Annotated in this window: 18 protein-coding genes; all 18 read left to right on the top strand. The window is 38.1% G+C overall.

Annotation, left to right across the window (positions count from 1 at the left end; genetic code table 11):
- The first annotated feature begins 3 nt into the window (after positions 1–3).
- Entirely contained in the window at positions 4–1,290 is a 1,287-nt protein-coding gene (locus HU830_RS03305) for an O-antigen ligase family protein (RefSeq protein ID WP_176942359.1), read from the top strand.
- 1 nt (position 1,291) lies between these two features.
- A complete protein-coding gene (locus tag HU830_RS03300; RefSeq protein WP_176942358.1) occupies positions 1,292–2,353 on the top strand; it encodes a glycosyltransferase family 4 protein in 1,062 nt (353 codons plus the stop codon).
- Between the two features lie 14 nt (positions 2,354–2,367).
- Entirely contained in the window at positions 2,368–3,894 is a 1,527-nt protein-coding gene (locus HU830_RS03295; protein WP_176942357.1) for a lipopolysaccharide biosynthesis protein, read from the top strand.
- Entirely contained in the window at positions 3,895–4,803 is a 909-nt protein-coding gene (locus HU830_RS03290; RefSeq protein ID WP_176942356.1) for a glycosyltransferase family 2 protein, read from the top strand.
- 20 nt (positions 4,804–4,823) lie between these two features.
- A complete protein-coding gene (wecB, locus tag HU830_RS03285; RefSeq protein ID WP_176942355.1) occupies positions 4,824–5,966 on the top strand; it encodes a non-hydrolyzing UDP-N-acetylglucosamine 2-epimerase in 1,143 nt (380 codons plus the stop codon).
- Between the two features lie 1,581 nt (positions 5,967–7,547).
- Positions 7,548–7,793, top strand: coding sequence for a hypothetical protein (locus HU830_RS09170; RefSeq protein ID WP_228765758.1), 246 nt, complete (start codon positions 7,548–7,550; stop codon positions 7,791–7,793).
- Between the two features lie 357 nt (positions 7,794–8,150).
- Positions 8,151–8,666 carry a hypothetical protein gene (locus tag HU830_RS03275; protein ID WP_176942354.1) on the top strand — a complete coding sequence of 172 codons (516 nt, stop codon included), beginning with the start codon at positions 8,151–8,153 and terminating at the stop codon, positions 8,664–8,666.
- Between the two features lie 767 nt (positions 8,667–9,433).
- The gene (locus tag HU830_RS03270) at positions 9,434–10,696 is read left to right on the top strand and encodes a glycosyltransferase family 4 protein (protein WP_176942353.1); all 1,263 of its coding nucleotides are present in this window, start codon (positions 9,434–9,436) and stop codon (positions 10,694–10,696) included.
- Positions 10,697–10,790: 94 nt separating this feature from the next.
- Positions 10,791–11,900: a glycosyltransferase family 4 protein gene (locus tag HU830_RS03265; protein WP_176942352.1), complete on the top strand. Its 1,110-nt coding sequence runs from the start codon at positions 10,791–10,793 to the stop codon at positions 11,898–11,900.
- A gap of 56 nt (positions 11,901–11,956) precedes the next feature.
- Positions 11,957–13,063: a glycosyltransferase family 4 protein gene (locus tag HU830_RS03260; RefSeq protein WP_176942351.1), complete on the top strand. Its 1,107-nt coding sequence runs from the start codon at positions 11,957–11,959 to the stop codon at positions 13,061–13,063.
- A gap of 25 nt (positions 13,064–13,088) precedes the next feature.
- Entirely contained in the window at positions 13,089–14,144 is a 1,056-nt protein-coding gene (locus HU830_RS03255) for a glycosyltransferase family 4 protein (protein ID WP_176942350.1), read from the top strand.
- A gap of 276 nt (positions 14,145–14,420) precedes the next feature.
- Positions 14,421–15,749, top strand: coding sequence for a hypothetical protein (locus tag HU830_RS03250; protein ID WP_176942349.1), 1,329 nt, complete (start codon positions 14,421–14,423; stop codon positions 15,747–15,749).
- 291 nt (positions 15,750–16,040) lie between these two features.
- On the top strand, positions 16,041–17,576 hold the full coding sequence (locus HU830_RS03245) for an oligosaccharide flippase family protein (protein ID WP_176942348.1): 1,536 nt from the start codon (positions 16,041–16,043) through the stop codon (positions 17,574–17,576).
- A gap of 626 nt (positions 17,577–18,202) precedes the next feature.
- Positions 18,203–20,605, top strand: coding sequence for a BspA family leucine-rich repeat surface protein (locus HU830_RS03240; protein ID WP_176942347.1), 2,403 nt, complete (start codon positions 18,203–18,205; stop codon positions 20,603–20,605).
- Positions 20,606–21,038: 433 nt separating this feature from the next.
- Entirely contained in the window at positions 21,039–22,094 is a 1,056-nt protein-coding gene (gene gmd / locus HU830_RS03235; RefSeq protein WP_176942346.1) for a GDP-mannose 4,6-dehydratase, read from the top strand.
- A gap of 23 nt (positions 22,095–22,117) precedes the next feature.
- Complete coding sequence (locus tag HU830_RS03230; protein WP_456061953.1) at positions 22,118–23,065, top strand: GDP-L-fucose synthase family protein; 948 nt, start codon at positions 22,118–22,120, stop codon at positions 23,063–23,065.
- Between the two features lie 160 nt (positions 23,066–23,225).
- Positions 23,226–24,560 carry a sugar phosphate nucleotidyltransferase gene (locus tag HU830_RS03225; RefSeq protein ID WP_176942345.1) on the top strand — a complete coding sequence of 445 codons (1,335 nt, stop codon included), beginning with the start codon at positions 23,226–23,228 and terminating at the stop codon, positions 24,558–24,560.
- Between the two features lie 3 nt (positions 24,561–24,563).
- Positions 24,564–26,261: a phospho-sugar mutase gene (locus HU830_RS03220; protein WP_176942344.1), complete on the top strand. Its 1,698-nt coding sequence runs from the start codon at positions 24,564–24,566 to the stop codon at positions 26,259–26,261.
- Positions 26,262–26,287 lie beyond the last annotated feature (26 nt).

Below are 26,287 nucleotides of genomic sequence, written 5' to 3'. Positions count from 1 at the left end.
ATTTTGAAGCTTGAAATAAGATCATTAAAAATATTTCTTTCATTAACAGTAATTATGGATGCTTTTAATGGGTTTGCAACTAATTATCTTCCAGAAGTATTAGGACAAATAGTTCCTAGTATTCGTACATTAGCATTATTCTATTTATTAATTATGTTACTACAAGTTTCAAAGGTACGTTTCACCTTGCTCATCAGCATCTTGTCTTTTGATATAGGTAGTATATTTTTACTTCTTAATAATGAAGGCCAGCTTGATATATCTCACATTATGAATGAATTAACTTTTTTTTCTAAAATATATTTTTATGTGATTTTATTGATACTTATTAGGTCACTTCAAGGTATAAATCTTATTGACTCTAATTGGATTAATGAAATTTTACGATTTAATTTCCGGGTAATGCCATTTCTTTTCATTCTCCCAACGATTGTTGGACTATCTAGAAAAACCTATGTGAATTCATCATTAGGAAACTCGGGTTTTTTTATTGCAAATAATAGCTCCAATATTGTTTTAATTGTTGCATCAATTTATTTTTTGGTGAATATTATAAAGATATTCGATAGTACTAGAGTAGTGAATTCATGTTATCTCTTAGTAACGTGGTTGGCGTTATGGATGCAGGGCTCTAAGACGAGTGTTGCATCCATAACGTTTGAACTTGGAATTCTTATAGTATTTGTTCTTACATTTCCTGTAATCAAAAAGACGGTTAGAGCATGGCAAGTAGTAGGTTACTTAATTATAGTTTTGATTTTGTTCATTGCCATAGTAGTATCGCTATTTAATCTAGACGCAATCTATCAACATCTAAGATCCGCCTTGCAAGGACTATTAATTAGACAGCAGTATTTGTATAGAGCTTCTAATAGTATTATTGACACTTTACTGAGTGGAAGATTTAGTCGTCTGCAGCAAATGCTGTCGATTGTAAAATCTAATGGAATTCCATTTAGTGTAGTTTTTGGTGCAGGAGTATCAATGCTTCCGGTCGGATTTATTGCTGAAATGGATATGGTAGACCTGTTTATAGATGGGGGAGTATTTTTAGTTATCCTTGTATATGGAGTTACGATTGGATATATGTGGAAACGTAATTCTGGTGATAGGGCTCATATATTTTCTAAGTGGGGACTATTGGTACTTATATTATACAGTTTAGTAGCTGGACATGTTTTTAAAGAAATATTGGCATCAACATTTGTAGCATTGCTAGTATCTTTTGATCGAAAGGATAAAAAAAGTGAAGATTCTTATACTGACCCAACAGTATCCAAAAGAGGGTAATTTGTACAGAAATATGTTTGTACATACTCGTCTATTAGCTTATAAACGTCTTGATCCGGATATTAGCTTTGAAGTGTTTGTTATTTCCAATCACAAAAGTGAATATGAATTTGAGGGGATTGGGGTGCTAGAGGGGACAGCTGATAATTTAAGAGCAAGACTAGATTTGGGACAGTTTGATAAAATAGTGATTCATTTTCTTACGTATAAAATGGTACAGGTTCTTCTTGAATATAAAAATATTCCGCAAATAGTATGGGTGCACGGTTTTGAAGCCCTATCATGGAAGAGAAGATTATTTAATGCTAGGTCACCAAAGTTTTTGGGATATATATTTAAAAATAGTATTCAACTACATGCTTTTCACCATTATGTAGAAGAAAATATAAACGCACATTTTGTTTTTGTTTCTAAGTGGATGAAAAAGATTGCTAGCGATGATACTGACAGTATATTTCATTACAGTTCTATAATTCCTAATGGTATTGATAGTCATATCTTTTCTTTTCAAAAAAAAGATGAGAAACAACGCTATAAGGTTTTACTAATTAGACCGTTTACAAGTAGAAAGTACGCGACCGATATTGCTATGAAAGCCATTGAAAAATTTTCGATGGAAAAAGATTTCTTAAAGTATACATTTACTATTGCTGGAGAAGGTAAGTATCTTAAAAAAGATACTGCACATATTTCCAAGCTTTCAAATGTAACAATAATACCAAGTTTTCAGTCACAGGAACAGATAGAACAATTGCATAATAGTAATGGTGTTTTTCTTTGTCCATCACGTCAAGATGCCCAAGGAGTCTCAATGTGTGAAGCAATGATGAGTGGATTGATACCAATTACATCTAGGAGTACTGCTATTCCTGAATTCGTAGATAATCAAAAAGATGGATATTTAACAAACAGTGTGGAAGATATTGTCGATGCATTAAGAGATATTGGGAATTCTCCTATCAAATTTGGAAATATGTCGGTAAATTCACACCAGCATGTGTTGGATAAATGTGAACAAGATAATGTTATACAAAAAGAACTTTCACTTATTGTTCGAGTATAGTAGAGGTGAATTAATTGACGCATAAGGCTATACTGACACAAAAACAATCTGGTGTATTGTTATCGTATTTAAATTTAATTGCCAAGAATATTGTTACATTAGCGTATACTCCAATTTTATTGAGGCTACTTGGTCAGTCACAATATGGACTTTACCAGATGGTAAATTCTGTAATTATTAGTTTAACTTTGCTTGATTTAGGATTTGGTAGTGCTTATATAAGGTTTTATGCTAAAGCGCAAGTATCCGATGATCCTGATGCCGAAAGAAAGTTAAATGGATTATACTTATTGATTTTTTCTTTCCTTGCATTGTTATCGTTAATTATCGGATATTTACTTGTAGTTAATGAGAGTCGTTTATTTGGTACTACATTATCTGTGTCTGAATTACGTACCACTAAAATTTTAATGATTATGATGATTTTAAATGTAGCATTGACATTTATATCTTCTGTTTTTGATTCAAATATTATTGCTCATAGTCAATTTAAGTTTCAACGTTCACGACAACTATTTCAAACTATAATTACACCTATACTAACCATACCTCTGCTTCTCATAGGATTTAAAGCAATTTCGATTGTGTTAGTTCAAACCGTAGTAACTGTCTTTTTTCTTTTTTTAAATGTTAGATTTTCTATGCGCAAATTACACATGAGATTTTACTTTAAAAAATTAGATTTTTCGTTATTACGTGAAGTTTTTGTTTTTTCCTTTTTTATTTTTTTAAATCAAATTATCGATCAAGTCAATTGGAATTTGCCTAGCTTTTTATTAGGTATGCTTTCAGGAGCACGTGATGTTGCAATTTTTGCGGTTGCCAATCAAATTAAAAACATATTCATAAGTCTTTCTACAACACTTTCGGGAGTTTTTGCTCCTGAGATAAATGAAATTGTTACGACTTCTGATGATAATATAAGATTAACAAAGATTATGACTAAAGTAGGCATGATGCAATCGACTGTTCTAACATTTATATTGGGTGGGTTCATTGTACTTGGAAAGTTTTTTATTTGTGTATGGGCCGGAAAAGAATATAAAGATGCATATTGGCTTTCTATCATTTTGGTGGTACCTTTTTATGTTACTCTTGTGCAGAATACAGGTTATGAAATTATTCGAGCAAAGAATATCCATCAGTTTCGAGCCGTAGTTGAATTTATATTTTCGCTTGCTAATATAGGTATTACCGTTTTTGCCATTAAAAAGTGGGGCCTTTATGGATCTGTGGTTGGAACTGTACTCACATTTGTAGTAGTTAGTTGGTTAATAATGAACTGGTTCTACCAAGTACGTGCAAAACTCAATATGTTTTACTTTTGGAGAAAAGTTGGTGTGACCCTTATTCCTGGTGCGGTATCTACAACATACTTACTCATTATATCTAAACTTTATCCAATTAAATCAATAGTTTCATTTATCGGATTAGGGTGTATATATACGGTTATTTTTGTAATTGTTTTATGCATAATTATGCTAACAAATAATTGGTTTGATGATATAAAAAAATATACTAATAGGAGAGGTAATAATTAGATGGATGCTCCGTTTTTTACAGTTTTTATACCGACGTATAATCGTGAAAGCTTTGTTTTAAAAGCTATAAAAAGTGTTTTAAATCAGAAATTTGATGATTTTGAAATTATTATAATTGATGATGGATCAACAGATAATACTAATGGTGCCATTAATAGTTTGATAGTTAAGAGTCAGGATTCTCGTATTAGGTATTATGAAAAAGAAAATGGTGGTAAATATACTGCACTTAATTTAGGAATTTCTTTAGCTCAAGGTGACTTTTTTATTATATTAGATTCGGAAGATATACTTTGTCCAGACACTTTGTTGACCATGAATAGATTACTAAAAGATAATCCAAATATGGATGGAGTGATTGGGCAATATGTTAAGGATGATGGTACAGTAATTGGTAGTCTTTTTCCTCCTGATATGAAGACTATTGATTATATAGATTTCCATTTTGGTTCTGGATTTAGTTTTCATGGAAATCGTTATGAGGACTGTTTAGAATGTAACAGAACTTCCTCATTAAAGAATTTATTTATTCCAGAGGATTCAAATATAAAATTTGTACCCGAATCTTATATTTTTAATCAATTAGGAACGGAACATAAATTACTTGTTTCTAATTCTATTTTTAGTAAAACTGCCTATCTAGAAGATGGAATAACTGCAAATTATGGTTCTGAATTTGATTCAAAAAATTATCTTGGTTTTCTTTTAAAATATAAAAGTGATATTGATTTCATTTTTAAACATTCCCAAATTAAATTTTTGCCTAAAATTTGGACATGGCTGAATTATTGGCGTTTCCATAAATATGATAGTCTAAATAAGGTTGCGGTCACAAGGGTATCATTGTTGGGTATGATAACTCGTCCGTTACTGCCACTTGCAATGGCTGTACGAAAAATAATTAAATAGTAAGGGGGGATATGAAAGTAATGCGTAAAATTAAAGTGATGACAATTTTTGGGACTCGTCCTGAAGCTATTAAGATGGCGCCAGTAGTTTGTAAGCTAAAAGAATATAACGATGATTTTGATGAGGTAACGGTTGTTACCGCACAGCATCGTGAAATGTTAGACCAAGTTTTAAAGATTTTTAAAATTAATCCAGACTATGATTTGAATATTATGAAACAACGTCAAACGCTTGATGAACTTACCAGCAATGTCTTGCTTCATCTTGGCAATATTTTAAATAAAGAAAGTCCTGATATTGTCCTAGTACATGGTGATACAACTACAACTTTTGCTGCAAGTGTAGCTGCTTTTTATCATAAGATTACTATTGGCCACGTTGAAGCAGGTCTACGAACTTGGGATAAGTATAGCCCCTTTCCGGAAGAAATGAATCGGCAGATGACGGATACGCTATCCGATTTATACTTTGCCCCAACGGAAGAATCTGAAATGAACTTATTAAAAGAAAATCATGCTCAGAATAAAATCTTTGTAACGGGAAATACTGCAATTGATGCGTTAAAAGAAACTGTTAATGAGAATTATCATCATAAGATTATGGATTTGATAGCCCCTAATAAAAGAATGATTTTGGTAACAATGCATCGCCGTGAAAATCAAGGTAAGCCTATGTGTCAAGTCTTTCAAGTTGTTAGAGATGTTGTTGACCGGTATGATGATATCGAAGTTATTTATCCGGTTCATCTAAATCCAGCTGTTCAGAAAGTAGCTAATGAAATTTTAGGTAACCATCCTAGGATTCATCTTATTGAACCTCTAGATGTTGTTGACTTCCATAATTTAGCTGCTCGGAGTTACTTCATTATGACTGATTCTGGCGGTATCCAAGAAGAAGCACCATCTCTTGGAAAACCAGTGCTGGTTTTAAGAAATACAACTGAGCGACCTGAGGGAGTTAAGGCAGGGACGTTACGATTAATTGGTACAGAACCAAGTAGTGTTAGAAAATGGATGATTAACCTACTTACTGATTCCAATGAGTATCAACGAATGGCTGAAGCCAGAAATCCGTATGGTGATGGTGAAGCTTCTAGACGCATTCTTGATGCGATCGCATTTAAATTTGGTAAAAAAGGGGTTGCACAAAATCGTTTTGAATAATTACTCTTTTGTTGGGATGTATTTACTTTATCCATTTAGGGGATGGGGCTACTTTTCTATCTTTAATTAGATATTAATATTGATTTTGACGCTTACCCCCAGAGTTGGAAACGACTCTGGGGGTATTTCTATGACTAATCCTAAAATCTTGATGACTACAAAGATCAAAGCCATTGAAGAATATTTAACTGAAACATAATCGAAACAAGCTACTGGTCGACGTTATGGAATTGGAGATAAAACGTTTCAATTTCTAGTTGCCGTTTATGAGCATTTTGGGTGCCAAGGCCTCTTAAATCTACCGATTATCACTGGTCAGCTCCAGATTTTTTATACTGTGTAAACAACATCAACGAGCCTCAATAGTAGAAACCTGTGCCTATTTTAGTTTGCTTTCAGGGGCAACAATTATTCGCTGGAAACGGGTTTATAACCTTTATGGTCCACAGCCCTTACTAGAGGACGCACCAAGGAGTGAAAGCACGCTTTGATTTGGTTTGGACGCTTAAAGCATAGCGGATGGGGACGGTAATGTCTTCTTTGCGTGCCAAAAAACAAAAAAATTGCATTTCTAACTCATGAAATATGGGGTGAAAACACTATCCTGTTTTTTCAAAATAGTCGTCTATAAGATAGCTAAATGTCAAAAAGTGGATCATTACCGGTTCGCCGCTGAAATTTTTAAAACCCGATCAAATTAAGCTTGTAATCTAACTGTATAAAAATATAATCTAGACCTTGAAGATAATAGATAAAGACGTCAAATGCTGGGGATAAGTTATTAATCGGATAGACAAGGTTGAATTGAACGATATGTTAGTTCAATTTGATTTTGCACCATGATCAGGGCATTCAAAGATTGGGGTTGAATATTGGTATACATTATGTTGTGATTGATTTTGTGGTTCAGAAAGGTTCCGGTGGTGTATTATCGATCTTGCAGGATGTAAACCAATATGCCATGACTAATCCAGGGTATTTATTTACGTTTATTGTTGCTTCCAAAGACCTGATTGTTAAATCTTCCAATATCAGAGTTATAGTTTGAAAAGATTTACAAAGAAGCTATATTAAGAAGATCCTTTTTGACTTTATCTGGGACTCAAAATTTATTAATGCTATCCATCCAAATTTTGTAATATCATTACAAAATACTGCGGTTTTAGGATTAAAAGTCCCAGAAATGGTGTATGTTCATCATCCATTATCTTTTGAAAGAAATTATAGATTCAGCTTTTTGAAACCTACGGAACGAAAAATGGCGTTTTATCAATATCTAGTGGATAGTGTCATTGAACGTAATTTAAGATGCTTTGGTAACGAATCAATTAAGGTTCAAACACATTGGATGAAAAAAGAATTACAAAGGTATAATCACCAATCAATTTTGCCGATCGGCCTATCAAATATCAAACAAAATATTTTTTCTTTCCTAGTACAGCGCTGGTCTACAAGAATCATCAAAATCTAGTTGAAGCGTGTTCAAAATTACCTCAAAATATAAAATCAGAGTATCAATTAATATTAACCATTCTTAGTCATTCAATTTTAGTTTTTCCCTCGAAAATTGAAAGCTTAGGCTTGCCGCTGCTAGAAGCTATGATGTTAAAAAGGTCGATTGCGGCTTCAAATATTAGTCCGGTTATTGAGGTTACTGAAGATTACGATTCAATTACTTATTTTGATTCTGATAACGTAGAGGCAATTTCGCGGGCCTTATTAAGCTCTCTTGAGCTACCGTCTTCTAAAGTAGGATTTAAAGAAGATAAAGCTACTGGATGGCAAGTATTCTTTGATAATCTAGAAGCAATAAAAAAGGCAGAATAGGGATGGAGTAATCTGGATAGTATTTAATCCAAAGATTACAGAATTTAGACCTCGTTTTTTGACCAATTAGTTGTCATTGATAATTAGCAATCACAAGTTTAAGCTACTTTTTCAAGATTGATCAATCTTTGCCGCATTCAATTCTAGCGCCACGGTTAAATGGAACATTCAGTAAACTTATGATAATAAGTAGTATTTTTTATATTTAGTAAATAAAATTATCCAATAAATATATATTGCTTTAAAAGGATTATTTATCTATAAATATCTGGAAAATAATAGCTAAATTACATTCAAAGTGGTAAGTTAAAACTACTGCAAGCGCTTGTAGAATATAATCGAAAGAAGATTTTTTCTATGAAGAGATTGCACACTTTGACCCACGGTTTTGAATTGGCACAAGCTGATCAACGTTTGATTGGCGGGGCCTTAAAAAAGGCTGGCTTATCCGCCCAAAGTCCAGATTACGAAGATTTATTCCAAGAAGCCCAAATTTTATATGCGCAAACTTGGGCTCAAGTAGAAGTAGAATTAGCAACTTTCCGTCCGTATATCTTTCAGAAAATTGTTTGGCGGACTTGGGATTATTTCCGGCGCCAAACGCGCCAACAAGAGCACGAACAATTGTTAACCGCTACGCAGACTTGGGATCAGTTGACCACTGGTCAGACGCCACAGTTTGTACTGGAACAACTCCAGCAAGTTTGGCCGCAACTAGATTCTTGGGCCCAGATTGTTTTGCAAGAAAATCTCTTGCAGGGACGGGCCCTCAAGCAGATTGCCGCGGAGCATCAGGTGAGTGATCGTTACTTGCGTAAAGTTCGGCAACAATTACGGGAACGTTTACGACGAGAATTAAATGTTAAATTTTAGAAATTAAATATCGCAGACCCCTTCAGCAAGTTAACTCTTGATGAAGGAGTTTTTAAAAAGTGGCTTCCGTAAGAGCAAGTTTGAAGAATTTAAGGAACCGTCAAGACGAGCTTAAAAGGCGGTTGCCCAATTAAAAGCTTTCCATTATAATGAAATCGATGTCAAAGAAAGAGAAAAAATTCACGACCATGGCTGAATTTATGAGGGCTAGTGAGAAAAAATGACGGAAATTTCAAAGAAGAGCAGAAATAAATACATAATTACCAGACTTATCTTCCAGTAATAATATAGGAGATAAGTCGAAATTTGGCAGAGTAATTAAAATTCATGATGACGAGCTGGGACCTTTTTTGTGCCAAAATAGCGTTAATGAACTATCATTATTTTGAAGTGTGTCCAAAAAAGACGCCAACTTAGTTGTCTCTCAAGGATTAGTGATTTGACTTATAATTAATAATTTTTATGGAGAATACCTAGTTAGAGCAGATGGTGGGCAGTTGTAGTGACCCTAAAAAGTTAGACCAAATATCTAACTTTTTAGAGGCGGTACAAGTCGCCCCAATAAACTGGGTCTATTTTTTAAGAAATATCAAAACTGTCTTTAAAATTACAATGGCGCTGATAAGTGGCTCCTTCCCACTTGGTAAAGCCAGTTTGGCCCAGCATAATAACCTCCTTTGAAGGCGTCTTAGTCCTGCCTTCTGCTCACATCTTCGCCCGTTTTGATAATAATAGATAGATTTTAAAAGGCAATGGTTATTAAATAGATGAAAAAAAGATTATTGGTTTATGCTCATTATTATGTTCCTGATCTAGCCTCGACCGGCCAAATTTTAAGAGAACTGGCGGAGGGAATGGGCGCTGTTTTTGATATTACGGTAATTTGTGTCGTTCCTTCCTATTCAGGGACGGTCGCCCCTGAATATCAAAGTCAGAAATATTACCGGGAAAATATTAAAGGGGTTAAAGTTCTCCGAATTCGCGTTCCTGCTTTTAGAAAAGCCAGTAAGTCATCGCGAGTTAAAAATATTCTCACCTATTTTTGGGGAGCTCTGAAAGCGACTTTTAAAACGGGACCCCAAGACTATATCTTAACGATTTCCCAGCCCCCAATTCTCGGAGGACTCTTAGGTGTCTGGGGGAAGTGGGTTAAGCGGGCCAAATTAATTTACAATATTCAAGACTTTAACCCGGAACAAATTAGTGCAATTGCTTACAGTCAGGATAAGTTTATTTTAAAGCTGCTGCTACTACTAGATAAATTTACTTGCCGCCGCAGCGATTTGGTCGTGACTGTCGGGCGCGATTTAGTTCAAACTTTGGAGCACCGTTTTAAAAAGCAATCCCTCCCGCCAGTAGTAATGATTAATAATTGGGTTGATGAAGAGCAGATCTATCCCTTGCCTCCGACGGAACCGCATGTTTTAGCTTTTAAGAAAAAGTACCATTTAGAAAATAAGTTTATTATTATGTATTCTGGAAATCTCGGCTTATACTATGATTTGAAAAATTTAATTAAGGTAATTGAGCAATTTCCCCAAGGAACGACCGCCGCTGATGGGCGAGAAGTCGTCTTTGCTTTTGTCGGTGCCGGAACTTTACAGGCAACTCTCCAAAATTATGTTCGCCAACAAAAAATGACCAATGTTATTTTCATTCCTTATCAGCCCAAAGCAGACTTAATCTATAGTTTAAATGCTGCTGATGTTCAGTGGTGTGTGAACGCCAAGGGGATGAAAGGGGTTAGTTGCCCCAGCAAGTATTATGGTCTGGCGGCAGTTGCCAAACCAATTTTGGGCGTTTTAGAAACTGATTCAGAAATCGCTTGTCTAATTAAAGAAACCCAGGGGGGCTTGTTGGCAGAACCACAAGATTACCAAAATATCCGGAAGAATATTAACTGGTTCTTAGCTCATGCTGCTAGTCAGGAATTGTCAGACATGGGACAACGAAGTCGGTGTAATTTAGAAGCCAAATTAACGAAAAAAAGATCGATCGCGCGCTATCAAGAAGCCATTAGAAAGTTGTAGAAAATGAAGTATCATGATCAAAATTGCTGTATTGCGGCGCGAAGAGCTCCAACTTGCGCAAAATCTAAGAATAATTGCTAAAGGGGGATTAGTCGTGTCAGAAAAAAAGAAAATAACTTTTATTGCCCAATTTCCCCCACCCATTCATGGTCTATCTAAGGCCGTCACTATTTTATATAATTCCCCGCAGCTGCAGTGTTTTGCTTTAAGGGCGATTAATACGACCAATAATCAGAAAATTCTGCGGAGTTTTCTCAGGGTCCTGCGCTCGAAAGATGATCTATATTATTTAAGCTTGAGTCAAAGTGCTCTCGGTAATTTGCGCGATTTGATATTTATGCTGCTTATTCATTTTAAAAGAAAACCGCTCCTGCTTCATTTGCACGGAGGACGTTTTGGCAAGCTGGTGACGCAAGAAATGGGGGGGATCCAAAGGAGACTGAATGTCTGGTTAATTTCCCAAGCTCAGGGAGCCATTGTCCTCAGTCCCTCACTGCAAAAAAATTTTCAGGGACTCCTCCCGGCTTCCCGGATTTTTGAAGTTCCTAATTGTGTGGATCAACAACTGGTCCCTGATCAAAAGACCCTGCAAGAAAAGATCGCGGCTTACGGCCAGAAAAAAATCAAGCAAGTTCTATATTTATCGAACTTCAACCCTGAAAAAGGCTATTTAAAAGTCTTGGAGCTGGCTAGGTTAGAAAAGGAAGCTCCCGTCAAGCACCATTTGCATTTTAATTTTGCCGGAACTTTTTTCTCGAAAAAGGAACAACGTAAATTTTTTGATTATCTTCACAAGTATCAATTACAAGATTATGTTAGCTACCACGGAGTTGTTACTGGCCAAGCGAAAAAAGATTTATTATTGCAAGCTGATTTCTTCATTCTCTTAACCAAATATCCCAAAGAAGGGCAGCCGATTTCTCTGCTTGAGGCGATGGCTAATGCTTGCTACGTGATTACGACTAATCATGCGGGGATCCCGGATCTGATCTCTGAGACGGGAAAAAATGGCTTAGTAGTCGATAAGAATCAAATTGATCCCGAATTTATTTTTAATAAACTGGGCTTGTTAGTTAAGAATGCCCCCGAATGGCGGCAAGTTGTCTTGAATAATCGCCGAATTGCCGCCGCTAACTATACTGAAAGTCAGTATTTAGAAAGGATGAAGGCTTGTTTTCTTCAGAGCTTGAATTCTGAAAAGTAAGCCAGCTCTGAACTGGCTATTCGAACTCCACTTTAAAGGAAAGGAAAGTTATTTTCTTGAAGATCTTGTTTGTTACCAATCTCCCATCGCCGTATCGGGTGGAATTCTTTTCTGAATTAGCTAAAGAATGCGACTTGACGGTTCTTTATGACTATCGGTCTTCCACGGAGAGAAATCCCTTGTGGAAAGCCCAATCTCAGAATAATTTTAAAAGCGTCTTTTTAAAGGGCCTCCATTTTGGCACCCATTGGTGTTTATCTTGGGCGATTATAAAGTATTTAAAGCAAGACTTTGATCTGGTGATTATTAGTTCTTATGAAGGTTTAACCGAACAATTAGCTATTTCGTATCTCCGCCAGCACCGGATTCCCTTCGCTTTGAGTAGCGATGGCGGTTTTATTGGCGATGATTTTTGGTTAAAGAAAAAATTAAAAACCTATCTGATTGGTTCAGCCAGTTATTATTTTTCCCCAGGAAAATTTACGGATAAATATTTGGAGTATTATGGGGCTCAAGCGACGCAAATCTACCATTATCCTTTTACTTCGCTTTATCAGCGGGAGATCTTGCCGCGAACTCTCTCGGTCGCCGAAAAGCAGCAATTGCGGCGTAAGCTTAATTTACCGGGGCTGGATTACAATCTGGTGATTTCCGTGGGGGTGCCTATTCGGCGCAAGGGCTTTGATCTGCTCGTCCAAGCCATCGAGGCTTTAGATGATCCTCGAACTAAGTTGCTTTTGGTAGGAGCTTCCCGGGCTGAATACGAAAAAACTTTGGGCCGTAAGCTTTCTTCCAAGGTTTTGGTAGTTGACTTTTTGACGAAGCCGCAGCTTTGGAAGTATTATCAAGCCGTCGATGTCTTTGTTTTAGCGACTAGGTATGATATCTGGGGCTTGGTCATCAATGAAGCTTTGGCTAATGGCTTGCCGGTGATTACCACGGATCGTTGTGGAGCCGGACTGGAACTGATTGAAAACGGGGTCAATGGTTATCTCGTTAAAAGCGAATCCGTTGCTGCATTGCGGCAGGCGCTGGAGTTGACGCTCGCCCAGCAGCCGTTGCTGGCTGAAAATAGCCGCCACAAGATCCAGGAACACTCCTATGAAGGGATGGTTCAAGCTCATATTTTAGCCATTAAAAAAATTATCAATCATCAAGATTAAAAATCTAAAGGTCGGGGGCTTTAGGATGAAGATTTTGTTTGTGGATACCGGAATTAGTGGTCACCATCAACCCTATTTGAAAACTTTATTACAGGGCTGTGCTTGCCCAGCTGGGGTGGTTCTTCCGGAACGGATCCCAAGTCTAAATGCAGAACAATTTGTTATTGACGCTGATCTCAAGTCCCTGAGGGGTTATCGGCAATGGCTAAAGAAGATTGCCGCGATCCAACGAGAGAAAAACTATGATCGGATTCATTTTTTATATGGTGATATTTTTTATCGTTTTTTTGGACTAGGATTGGGGAGATTTAAACCGGACAAGGTAATTGTCACTTTTCATCATCTACGCTATGGTTTCTGGCATGAAATTAGCCTGAAAGCAATCTTTAAAAGAATCACTCTGGGTATTGTCCACGCTAATTATCTATTACAAAAATTAGCCGCGCTGCAGATTAACAATTGTCAAAAAATTGAATATCCCGTTTTTGAAAAGCAGTCTTCCAAAAGTAAAACTGAACTACTTGCCCTGCGTCAGTCCTTAAAGATTCCGCCAGATGTCCCAGTTTTACTAGCCTTGGGGGGAACTAGAAGTGATAAGGGCCTAGATATTTTGTTGACGGCCCTAACTCAGGTGAAGAAAGATTTTCACTTACTGATTGCCGGTCAAGCCGAAACTTTTGGCCGAGATTATATCGAAGCTAAGTCGGCCAGCTATCAAGACCAGGTCAGTCTGCAGCTTAATTATTTGCCGTCTTCCGAAATGACGGCTTATCTGGCCCTCTCCGATATCGTGGTCTTACCCTATCGCAAAATATTTGATGGTGCTAGTGGCCCTCTAGGTTTAGGCGTGGTGTCTGGAAAATGTATTATTGGCCCCGATCATGGTAGTTTAGGGGAAACGATAACTCAGAATGATTTGGGCCAGACCTTTGTGGCGGAAGATAGCGAAAGTTTAGCTACTGCTATTGAGCGGGCACTCTCAGAAAAATTTGTCTGCGATCGTCAATATCGCAACTATCAAGAACAATTGAATCCCAGCAATTTTGTCGCTGCCTACCAAAAGGTCTATCGGAGAATCTAATTTAAATTAAGATTTCTTTGTGTAATAATTATCTTGAAAGTTTGCTTCCTAGAAGATTCTCGCCAGCAAAAATATGATTTAAGCTCCCATTTCTTTTTATTAAAGTGAGTTAGTTCTGACTTTCTTTCTCGACAATAACTAAAAATTTCTATCAATTCTAAGAGATAATTCATTGACGCCAAGGAGAAGGTCTTACTAAGATTGATTTTAAAAGATCTAAATTTTGAAAAATAAGGTTATTGTTATTTTTCTGAAGGGTAGACGGTTAGAGAATTTATGGTAAAAAATAAATTTAATTTCGGAGTATTGCTGTTATTTAGTGCTGTAGCCATCTCCAATCTTTTAGGATTTATCTTTAACCGTGATTTGTCGATCATTGGCAATTTCTTACTGCTAATTTCACTCTTGCTTTTAGTCAATCTTAGGGGGATTTTATCAGGACGATTATACCTTCGAAAACCGACGCTGGGAACTTTTTGGTTCTATATTGCGTATATTTCGATCTTGTCTTATTTTTCGATCGGCTTTAAAAAAGAAGCCGGCGCTTTGATCTATAATTTATTTGCGCTTTTTCTAATGTTAGTTTTAATTTCGCGGAATCACTGGCCCAATAAAGATCGCTTCGTCCAGATGGGGTTCATTTATTTTGGTATATTGGTGATAATCACCGTTTTTTTCTTGAAGAATGGCTTACAAGCGCAAGCTAGCGACGTGCAGACGATCAATGGAGTTTACGATTCTGGGGGTAAATTGATTGCCGACCGTTTGACTTTGTCTGTAATTCCACTCTACTCTTTCGTCTTCAGCATTATTCATAAATCTAAGAATATCCGCCAGTTTATTTTTAAAGTGCTGTGTATCTTTGCGGCCCTTGCCTGTCTCTTAATTGTCAATCGCCGCTCACAAATTGTGGATATTATTTTAGTCTTAATTTTTAGTACCTTTTATAGTAATGTTGATGCCAGTAGATTTGGAATAAAAAAGAGTTCCGTGATGGCCTTTATCGTTTTTGTGGTCCCCATCGGGATGATCATGGCTATTTTGCTTTACTTTAGTGGGCTACTGGATGGCTTGGGACAAATTGTCGATTCCTTATTTAAAGCAGTTTCGACTTTATTTGGCAGCAATAGTTATGGTTATGATGAATCGGGCAATGTCCGTTATCTGATCAGAAAACAAATTTGGGGCGAGTATGCTACATATAGCAACTACCAGTTACTTTTTGGAAAGGGATATATGTATAAATATCTGGATTTTCCCATCCTGCAAGCCTATGTCGATGGTGGGCTTTTCGGAGGAATAGTATTTACAGTTTTTTCATTGGTTATTCCGATTAGATATATCTTAACTCGGAGTCGCTCGCGAATTGAACGAATCTTCCAGGTCTTATTAGTTATTGAAATCTTCAATCTATTTTATTGCGGAATTCCCTATGGGATTAATAGTTATTTAGTCATCATTCTCAGTATCTTCTTGTTCAAGGGGCATTTTAAACGCTATCGCCGACTTTATCATCGTCGACGTCAGCGACGGCACCAAAGTCATTCGAAATTACCTCATTATCGCTGCCAGCATCACTATCATCGGCACCACCATCACCACTGACATTCCAAGAGAAGCCCGAAAAAATAGGCTCCACGATGTCTAAAGTCAGGCCAAAAACGACAATCTTAGCCAGGCCTACCTAGATATCTCAAGCGATCGCCCGCAAAAGATCTTCGCCGAGATCTCTAAAGGGTTTTTGAAAAAATGGATTTTAAGAAGTTGATGAACTTTAAGCTGCGCTAATCAGGAGCAAATTTCTCTAGAATTTAAACTATCTTAGTTATTGGAAAAGGGCAACTTCATTGGCGGTATTGGCAGCTTTATTTTGCTTATTAGAGGTCACGATAAGAGATGAGTAGAGAACGGACAGCAGTAAAAAGCAGTTTGATCGGGATTCTATCCCAATTTCTAACTCTGATAATTAAATTTATTGTTCGAACCATAATAATCCGCTATTTAGGCAGAGAAATTTTGGGTTTAGACGCGGTGATTATTGATTTGATCAGTATGTTGTCTCTAGCAGATATGGGGATCAATACGGCGATGCTTTATCGGCTCTATCAGCCGGTAGTTAATCAGGAACAAGCTCGAATCGCCCAATTAATGGCCAGCTATCGCTTTATTTTTCGGACCATTGCTGGCGTAATTGCGGCGATTGGCCTAGTTTTAAGTTGTTTTCTACCCTTGTTTATCAAGGGGCTTTCTTATAGTTGGTTTTATATTTATGGAGCTTATTATTTGCAACTCCTGGCGATTGTCGCTTCCTACTTGTTTTCCTATCAGCGGATCCTCTTAGATGCTGATCAGAAAAGTTATCTCAATATGTTGATTGATATGTTAACCTTTCTGGGCTTTGGGATCGTAGAGATTCTTGCTTTATTGGTCTTTAAAGAGTATTTTGCTTACCTAATTTTGGCGGTAATTCAGCCTCTGGGGGCTAATTTAATCATCTCTTGGCGGATAAAGGCTCTCTATGGCCAAGAGATCACTCAAGGCAAAGTAAAAAAAGCCGATTTGCGGCAGCTCTTTTTGGATGCCAAGGAAGTTTTGGTTAATAAAATCGCCGGTTACATCTATAATTCTACCGACAGCTTGGTAATTTCGGTGGCTTTAGGAACCGCTTTTGTCGGGCTCATGTCTAACTATCGCTATCTTTCTCGCGCCATGATTAGTCTGGTGAATTCAATGATGGCCGCGATGCAGTCCTTGATTGGCAATTTTTTAAATTCCAATCATGATCAAAAAAGGACTTTTGCAGTTTTACAATATTATTCCTTCGTAAGGTTTATTGTTGGCGGTGTAGCTTTTGTGGTCATCGTCAGTTGTTCCCAAGACTTTATTTTACTTTGGACGGGAAAAAGAGAATATCTACTTTCACTTTGGGTACCTTTGTTGATGATGGTTGATTTTTATTTTGGGGTAATGTTAGGACCTTTGAGTGAATATCTTTTGGGACTAGGAATGTTTAAAAGAACTCGGCAGATATCAACCGTTGGGGCCGTGGTAAATATTCTTCTTTCGCTGGGATGTGTCTGGACGATTGGCTATCTGGGAGTCTTGATTGGAACAGTTATCAGTCAGGCCATCATGTGGTCTTTAGATGTCTACTCGGTTTTTGGAACGATTTTTAAAGCTAACTCTTCGTGGTTGAAGATCTATTTACAAGACCAGTTTAAGTATTTGGGCATTATCTTCTGCGCCACCGGCTTGGTACTTCTTAGCGCAAATTATCTTTTTAAAATTGATTATTTTTCGACCATCACGAGACTAATCAGCGAGGGTCTGTTAGCAGTTTTATTTTTTGGCCTGTTTACTTTTCTTACTTTTCGAAAAACACCGAATTATGGATATGTCCTGGCGCTGCTTAAAAAAATACTTGCGCGCTAAGTTTTCCTTATGAATTTAGCTAGACTCGGGCGGAAAAATTTCCCGATTTTTATTAGCTAAGATTTTCGGGACCCAAAGCACCAGACAAGCTGTTGGTTGATACACCCGGTCAAGATTACACACAAAAATAAAGATCTTCTAACTCAGATTTTTAATGAGCTAGGAGATCTTTTTTTATTGGAATGGCCAATTGTTAAAGTTCGCTAAGCAATTAAAACGGGGCAGGTAGCTAATTTCTGAAAGTGAAAAATTTCACCTATGACAAGAAAAGGGGGGGCGGGAAGAAACGACATTTTGTAAGTCTTTGAGACTAAATTATTGATTTTTAATCACTATGAATTAAAATGTTATCTAGAAATAATTATCTATAATAATCTTAACTTATAAATTATTAAATAGATATTTAATTTTATATGTTAATTTTAAACAATTTGATAATAAAAATTAAAGTCAGCAAGACAAGGCTTGGTAAAGTGGCTTGGCCGGACCAATAGTTGAGAAGATTAGAGTGAATTTTTTAAAGGGGAGAACAATTCAAGCTGATCTTTAACGATTATTTATGCTAGATCTAATTATTTCAAAATAAGGTAGTGGCTCATTTTTTTTATTGGGGGAGATATTTCATAATGTATAAGTCAAATAATGCCCTTATTTCTTTGATGCTGATCTTTTTATGCGGATTAATTAGCATCTATCTTCAATCTTATCCAGTAATCGCCGCCACTAATTCGCGAATCGCTAATTTAAAAAAAGATTTCGATTTTTTTTCGGAATTTAAACTGTCTCAGCCGCAAAGTTCAACCATTAAAGCTTCGCCGCCATTATTAGATGAAGGCATTACAGATCAGAAAAGGCCGACCAAGATTGTCAGCAATGTCAATCAAGATGTTATTGGATCGGGTGAAATCACGGCGGATAAGCCTAATAATTGGTGGAGTTTTGACTCCAATAGTCATACTTTAACTCTTAAAAAAAATACGAAGATCGATTTGAATTTAACGGCGGCAGATATCAATGAATACGGCAAATTTCCTGATGGAAGTCCGGGAGATATCAATAAAGAAGGGATTGTTGGTCAGTATCCGGGTACGCAGATTGGGGGTACCAATTGTTGGCCTTGGGGAAAATATGACTGGGCGACGCACAAGAAAGCGGCTGATGGCCAGCTGATTGAGGATAATTTTAGCCATAATATCCACCATATTAAGATTGAGCCAAATGTTCAGGTGACAGGAGGAACTTTAAATGGAATTTTTGCTTGGCTCCCAGAACTTGAAGATATTCAAGGCTTAGCTAACCTGAAAACCGAAACTGTGACTAACTTTGGGGGCATTTTTTGTGGCGATCAGAAATTAAAACGGATCGATTTTACGGATGGCCAAAACGACTCGTTGCCAACTTGGCAACTTACTCAGGCAACGACTATTTCTTGGATGTTTTACGGTTGTCAAAATTTAACGCAAATCGTAGGGGTGACTGCTTGGCAAACTGCGAAGATCCAAAAAGCGGCAGGCCTTTTTGGCCAGTGTGAAAAACTGAGTTTTACGGATGAGTTAAATTCTTGGCAACTAGCTAACTTACAAGATAGTTCTTGGATGTTTTACGATTGTCTGTTGATTAATGAGCTGACAGGAGTTAAGGCCTGGGATTTAAGTCAAGATGAAAATTTATATGGGATGTTTGCGCAATGTCAGTCGCTAACAAAAGTGGATACCAGCAATTGGCAGCTGCAGCGAGCGACCAATGTCAGTAAAATGTTTCAAGGTTGCAGTAAATTATTACAAGTAGTTGCCAGTGGAGCCTGGAAATTGTCAGAGGTAACGAATAACGCTAATATGTTTAATGATTGTAGTAGCTTGGAAAGTTTAGATGTTAGTAACTGGAATTTAAGTAATTTGGTGGATAGTAACCGGGCTTTTTTTGGCTGTAGTAAATTAAATGACCTGCAGGGGAGTGGCCAGCTTAAGCTTCTTAAAGTTACCAATACTAGAGAGATGTTTAGTGATTGTCGAGCTTTGCCTAAATTAGATGTCAGTAATTGGCAATTAAGTAACCTTAATGATACCAGCTTTATGTTTTTTGACTGTAAAAATTTAACTGAATTAATCGGAAATGATAAATTACGTTTAGATTCCTTGACGACCGCGGAAGCGATGTTCGTTTATTGTACGAATATTAATAATTTAAGCCTTGATAAGTGGAATTTGACAAAGTTAAAAATTGCGCGGGCGATGTTTCAAGGCTGCGAGAAGCTGACGTCTGTAGATTTGGGCAATACTAGTCTGAGTGCCGATCACACCAGCACTTCAGATATTTTTACAGATACGAAAAGATTATCACGCTTAGTTTTAGGTCCCCATACTAAATTAAATTCTGCTGCCGGCCTTGGTCCGGCGGCTAATGATTTACGGGGCTTTCCTAATGCGGACTCACTTAAAATTACCCGGAGTAAGAATTGGCAGGAAGTTGGCTCCGGCAGCGAAGATGATCCTCAAGGTCCAGTTTTAACGGCTCAGGAAATTATCGCTAAATATAATGATTCCCAGATAGCTCATACTTTTATCTGGCAGCCTTTTAACCGCCGAGGTCCGGTTTTGAAGGCTGTTCCGACCCAATTGGATTACGGAAGTTATAGTATCTATAAGGCTGGTTTGTTAAAAACTAAGGCTGAACAAACTTTTGCGATCGAGGATACCAGATTGGCGAAAGATCGAACTCCTTGGACTTTGCGAGTTTCCGCGAGCCATCTAAAAACTAGTACGGGGATGGAGCTTCCCCAAGATCTCTTACTTTATCAAGGACAAAAGTTGGGTTCTGTGCCAGCGACTATTTATGCCCGCTCTCAGCCGGCAGCAGATAAAGATGATAGTGGTCGAACTAGGATTAACTATGACTGGACTTGGAAACCGGAAGTGGGAATCAAGCTGCAACTCAGCGCTAACTCAGCACAGAGGCTTGGAAAGTATAGTTGTGTCCTTAGTTACAGTTTCTATAGTAGCCCGATAGTTGTCAGCAACGACTATGACTAGGGCTGCTGAGAAAAAGTTGCGTTTTATTAAGTTGAAAAATCTTTTTTAAGAGCTAGCAATTCAAACGAGAATTAAGTTCGAATCAGTCCCCCTGTCGACCGTTCGCGGGGGGGCTTCTTGATGGAGTAAAGAAAATAGGCGTTTGACCGTTAGATGGGGGAAAATAGTTTCCTAAATTACGAGCAATCGTTGCGTATAATTTAGAGATCAAAAGATTTCCGGTCTGAGAAAGTCACTATTCTTCCAAGATTGTTAAAATTCCAGAACTTATTTGAATTAAAGTTTAAACTTGCATTTATAATGAATTATTTTTTGTTAAAATTAAATGGTGTAGAGATGATTATTTGAAAATTAACCAAATAACCTTATCGAATTCTAATACAAAGGCTATAATATTAAGTAACAATGAATTTACAGTTTGGGGGAATTTGGGATGACAAAAAAGGCCTTAATTACGGGAATCACCGGTCAAGATGGCTCGTATTTAGCGGAATTTTTATTAGAAAAGGGTTATGAAGTTCATGGACTCCGTAGGCGTTCTTCAAGCTCCAATACGAGTCGAATTGATCACTTAATTGCCCAGCAGCAGATAATTCTCCATGATTGTGACCTGACTGATTCTTCCGCTCTTATTCGCGTCATCAGCGCCGTTCAACCTGACGAAATTTATAATTTAGCGGCTCAATCAGATGTCCAAGTATCTTTTGATGTTCCCGAATATTCTGGTGACGTCAATGCTTTAGGAGTCTTACGAATATTAGAAGCGGTTCGAATTTTGCGATTGGAGTCGCAAACCCGGATCTACCAAGCTTCAACTTCGGAACTTTACGGAAAAGTTGAAGAAGTGCCCCAAAGTGAAACAACCCCTTTTCACCCTTATAGTCCTTACGCCGTGGCCAAGCAGTATGGTTTTTGGATCACGAAAGAATATCGAGAAGCCTACCAGATGTTTGCCGTCAACGGAATTTTATTTAATCACGAATCTGAACGGCGGGGCAAAAATTTTGTGACCCGCAAGATTACTTTAGCCGCCGGACGAATTGCCGAAGGCCTTCAGGATCACTTGGAGTTGGGAAACTTAGCTTCCTTACGGGACTGGGGTTATGCCCGAGACTATGTGGAATGTATGTGGCTAATCATGCAACAAAAAAAGCCAGAAGACTTCGTAATTGCCACCGGTCAACAACATACAGTGCGTGATTTTACCGAAAAAGCTTTTGCGGCTAACGGCTTCATCTTACGTTGGAAAGGAACGGGAGTTGAAGAAAAAGGTTACGATGTCCACACAGGACGCTTGTTGGTTCAAGTTAACCCACAGTGGTTTCGACCAACTGATGTTAATAATCTCTGGGGAGATCCCACGAAAGCGCGCACGGTTTTGGGGTGGAATCCGCGAAAGACTAGCTACCGCGAATTAGTAACGCTAATGGCGGAACATGATCGAAAAATTGCGCAGCGAGAAGCGGCCTTGAAAAAGACTCAGGCTTGATTGAATTTGGGGAAAGAAAAATTATGAAGATGAAAGAAAATGCCAAGATTTATGTTGCTGGTCATCGAGGGATGGTAGGTTCGGCGATTGTCCGCGAGTTAAAGTGTCAAGGTTATCAAAATATCATTACCCGAAACCATCAGGAGTTGGATTTACAAAGGCAAGCTGATGTTGAGCACTTCTTCGCAGAAGAAAAGCCGGAGTATGTTTTTTTAGCCGCCGCCAAAGTTGGGGGAATTGTGGCTAACCAAGAAGCTTTAGCTGATTTTATGTATGACAACATGATCATGGAAATGAACGTCATTCATGAGGCTTGGAAAAATAAGGTTAAGAAACTAGAATTTCTCGGCTCTTCTTGTATCTATCCGCGACTAGCTCCCCAGCCGATTCGAGAAAGCAGTTTATTAACTAGTTCTTTGGAACAAACCAATGAAGCTTATGCTTTAGCTAAAATCTCGGGCTTAAAGTATTGTGAATATTTAAATCGTCAATATCAAACTAATTATATTTCCGTAATGCCGACTAACTTATATGGTCCTAATGATAATTATCATCCGAGGCATAGTCATGTCTTGCCGGCTTTAATTCGGCGTTTCCATGAAGCTAAGGTTCAAGGACTTAATTCGGTTACTTGCTGGGGAGATGGCAGTGCTTTACGAGAATTTCTGTATGTCGATGATTTAGCTAATTTATGTGTCTTTCTAATGAATAACTATCAAGGAAATGAAACCGTCAATGCGGGAACTGGTCAAGAATTGACAATTAAAGCTTTGACCCACAAGGTGGCGGCCATTGTTGGCTATCAAGGAGAAATTAAGTGGGACCCTTCTAAGCCCAATGGGACCCTTCGTAAATTACTCGATGTTTCTAAAGCTACGCAATTGGGCTGGACCTATCAGACAGAATTAGATGAGGGGATTCGTCTTACTTATGACGATTTTTTAAATAATCCCCGACGCGCAGAACGTTGATAACTTAAAGTGGCGCTGACAAAGGTGTCCTTAGCTTTATTAAATTCAAATAAGTAAAGTAGATAAGGATAATAATTTAAGTCAGAAGTGAGCTTTGACTTTAGCTTGTCTTGACCGTTGGTCTTAGGTCATTGCCCCTTTATTTTCCCAAGGAGATAATATGCAAATCGTATTGCTTTCTGGTGGTTCAGGAAAACGACTCTGGCCGCTATCTAATAATATCCGAGCTAAACAATTTATCAGTTTATTGAAAAATGATTTAGGACAACAAGAAACGATGGTTCAAAGAGTTTTTCGCCAAATTAAAAAGGTCGCTCCTCAGGTGCCAATCACCATTGCGACCGCTAAAAATCAAGTTCCTGTAATTGAGCACCAATTGGGCGAGAAGGTGAATTTATCGATTGAACCTTGCCGACGAGATACCTTTCCGGCAACTGTTTTAGCTGCCGCCTATTTAAGAGATGTTCAAAAGGCTGATTTAGATGAGGTAGTCGTAGTTTGTCCCGTTGATCCCTATGTTGAGGATGGTTATTTTTCTGCGTTGCAAGATTTAGCGGATGAAGCCGCCCGGGGGCAAGCCAATCTAGTTTTGATGGGGATTGAACCGACTTATCCTAGTGAAAAGTACGGCTATATTCTGCCTAAGACAATGGATAATGTGAGTTTTGTCGCTAAATTTAAAGAAAAACCTGATCTTCAGACCGCAACTGAATATTTGCAACAAGGAGCCCTGTGGAATTGTGGGGTCTTTGCCTTTAAGTTGAAGTATCTTTTGAATTGTGCTCGACAAAAATTAGGCTATGCTAGTTATCTTGAACTTTTAAAGCATTATGCTGATTTACCGAAGACTAGTTTTGACTATGCGGTGCTTGAAAGAGAAAGGCAAATTCAAGTTATCCGCTATGCAGGAGAGTGGCAAGACCTAGGAACTTGGAGTACCTTAACTCAAGCGATGGATAAAACAAGCACCGGCAATGTGCTCCTAGATGCAACTTGTGACAATGTCCATGTGGTTAATGATTTGGATGTTCCGGTTTTGGGACTAGGGCTCAAAGATCTAGTCGTGGCTGCTAGTCCTGAAGGAATCCTCGTGGCTGACAAACAACAGTCTAGTTATATCAAACCATTTGTGAATAAAATAACAAAAAAGGAGGGGTCCAAGAGATCTTGGGGAAGTTTTCGAGTCCTCGATATCAGTGAGGGGGGACTAACCACCAAAATTACCCTAAGATCTGGGCATCATCTCCATTATCATAGTCATGATTATCGCGATGAGCTTTGGACTGTTTTGGAGGGAACTGGCTGGACAGTGGTTGATGATGTGGTGCGCTCGATTCATCCAGGAGATGTTATTAAATCACCGGCCGGGAGTCGGCATACGCTAGTTGCCGCTAGCCGTCTGCAGGTAATTGAAATCCAATCGGGGGAAGATATTTTGGTAACCGATAAATACAAGTATGAGTATGACTTTGAGCAATTTAAGCAGAAAGATTAGTCGATGAATATACAAATGGAGTACCAACGCTGGTGTAAATTAGCGAATAGAGATCCGGATCTCCCGCCAGAATTACAAGCGATGGCTAACGATGAGGACTTGCTGAGCGATGCTTTTTACCGTGATTTAGCCTTTGGAACCGGAGGCTTGCGGGGAGAGATTGGCGCGGGTACCAACCGGATGAATGTTTATACGGTGGCCAAGGCTTCGCAGGGAGTCGCCAATTATCTAATTAAAAATTTTGCTCCCAATGAACGTCGAGTGGCAATTTCCCGTGATTCTCGCCATAAATCAGATCTTTTTGCCCAAGTTGTGGCCGAAGTTTTGGTGGCTAATGGGATTAAAGTTTGGCTTTATCGAGAAATTATGCCCACACCCTGTTTATCTTTTGCGGTGCGGCAGTTACACTGTGCCGCGGGCATCATGATTACTGCCTCGCACAATCCTGCGCAATATAACGGCTATAAGGTTTATGGAGTTGATGGTTGTCAGATTACAACTAAAGCGGCTGCCATAATTTTAAAAGAAATTGCCGCCTTAGATATTTTTACAGATCTACACTATTGCGATTTTACAATAGCTGTTCAAGCGGGAAAAATTACTTATATTTCAGAACAAGTAACCAGCGATTTCATCACCGCGGTCTTACAAGAATCTCCCTTGGCTCCCCAGACAAAGATTGATCGACAGCTGAAAATTGTCTATTCACCCTTGAACGGGACCGGATTGCATCCGGTGACGACAGTTTTAAAGCAAGCTGGCTTCACTAATATCTTCACGGTTCCTGAACAACGACAACCAGATGGGGATTTTCCAACTTGCCCGCTGCCCAATCCCGAAATTCCCGCGACCATGGCTTTAGGAATTGCATATGCCCGGCAAGAACAGGCGGACTTTTTCTTTGCCAATGATCCGGATTGCGATCGAGTCGGAATTGCGGTTAAAAATAAACAGGGAGACTATGTTTTATTGTCAGGTAACGAAATTGGCCTCTTGTTGTTGGACTACATTTGTTCCCAACGGGTCCTTAATAGCACGATGCCCCTACATCCAGAAGTGGTTAAAACGATTGTGACTACTGACTTAGCGGTGAAGATTGCTAAACATTATGGAGTTCAAGTCGTCAGTTTGTTAACTGGTTTTAAATTTATTGGCGAAGAAATTGGTCGTCTAGAAAAATTGGGGAGAGTTGACGATTACTTATTTGGTTTTGAAGAATCCTATGGTTATTTAAGTGGAACTTATGTTCGGGATAAAGATGGCGTCAACGCGAGCTTTTTAATCTGTGAAATGTTCGTCTACTACAAAACTCGGGGAATTAGTCTGTTAACGAAATTGGCGCAACTTTATAAACAATATGGTTACTGTCTGAATACTTTGCATTCTTTCGAATTTAAAGGGCAAACCGGACGCGCCCAAATGACAAAGATTATGGCGCGCTTGCGGCAATCAGTTACCGTTTTAGCGGGCCAGCCGGTAGTTAAGCTGTGGGATTATCAAGCTGGAATTAACGGTTTACCCCCAGCTGATGTTCTGAAATTCCAATTGCCTCAAGACAGTTCGGTAGTTGTTAGACCCTCTGGAACGGAACCAAAATTAAAGTTATATATTTCAATTCAAGCCGCCGATCAGGCTGCTGCAAAAAAAATGGAAGAAGATATTAAAGACTATTTTACTAATTTTTTTCAAAAGGAGAGCTAATTTAGCTAGGATTTTGCGGCTCTTTA

Source organism: Bombilactobacillus apium, from assembly GCF_013385145.1.
GTDB lineage: Bacteria > Bacillota > Bacilli > Lactobacillales > Lactobacillaceae > Bombilactobacillus > Bombilactobacillus apium.
Note: the sequence above shows the minus strand (reverse complement) of the source record. Positions and strands in the feature narration are given on the sequence as shown.

Coding starts and splice junctions, on each gene's coding strand:
- HU830_RS03290 (WP_176942356.1), top strand. CDS start 3,895: ATGGATGCTCCGTTTTTTACAGTTTTTATACCGACGTATAATCGTGAA.
- wecB (WP_176942355.1), top strand. CDS start 4,824: ATGCGTAAAATTAAAGTGATGACAATTTTTGGGACTCGTCCTGAAGCT.
- HU830_RS03275 (WP_176942354.1), top strand. CDS start 8,151: ATGAAGAGATTGCACACTTTGACCCACGGTTTTGAATTGGCACAAGCT.
- HU830_RS03270 (WP_176942353.1), top strand. CDS start 9,434: ATGAAAAAAAGATTATTGGTTTATGCTCATTATTATGTTCCTGATCTA.
- HU830_RS03255 (WP_176942350.1), top strand. CDS start 13,089: ATGAAGATTTTGTTTGTGGATACCGGAATTAGTGGTCACCATCAACCC.
- HU830_RS03250 (WP_176942349.1), top strand. CDS start 14,421: ATGGTAAAAAATAAATTTAATTTCGGAGTATTGCTGTTATTTAGTGCT.
- HU830_RS03245 (WP_176942348.1), top strand. CDS start 16,041: ATGAGTAGAGAACGGACAGCAGTAAAAAGCAGTTTGATCGGGATTCTA.
- HU830_RS03240 (WP_176942347.1), top strand. CDS start 18,203: ATGTATAAGTCAAATAATGCCCTTATTTCTTTGATGCTGATCTTTTTA.
- gmd (WP_176942346.1), top strand. CDS start 21,039: ATGACAAAAAAGGCCTTAATTACGGGAATCACCGGTCAAGATGGCTCG.
- HU830_RS03230 (WP_456061953.1), top strand. CDS start 22,118: ATGAAGATGAAAGAAAATGCCAAGATTTATGTTGCTGGTCATCGAGGG.
- HU830_RS03225 (WP_176942345.1), top strand. CDS start 23,226: ATGCAAATCGTATTGCTTTCTGGTGGTTCAGGAAAACGACTCTGGCCG.
- HU830_RS03220 (WP_176942344.1), top strand. CDS start 24,564: ATGAATATACAAATGGAGTACCAACGCTGGTGTAAATTAGCGAATAGA.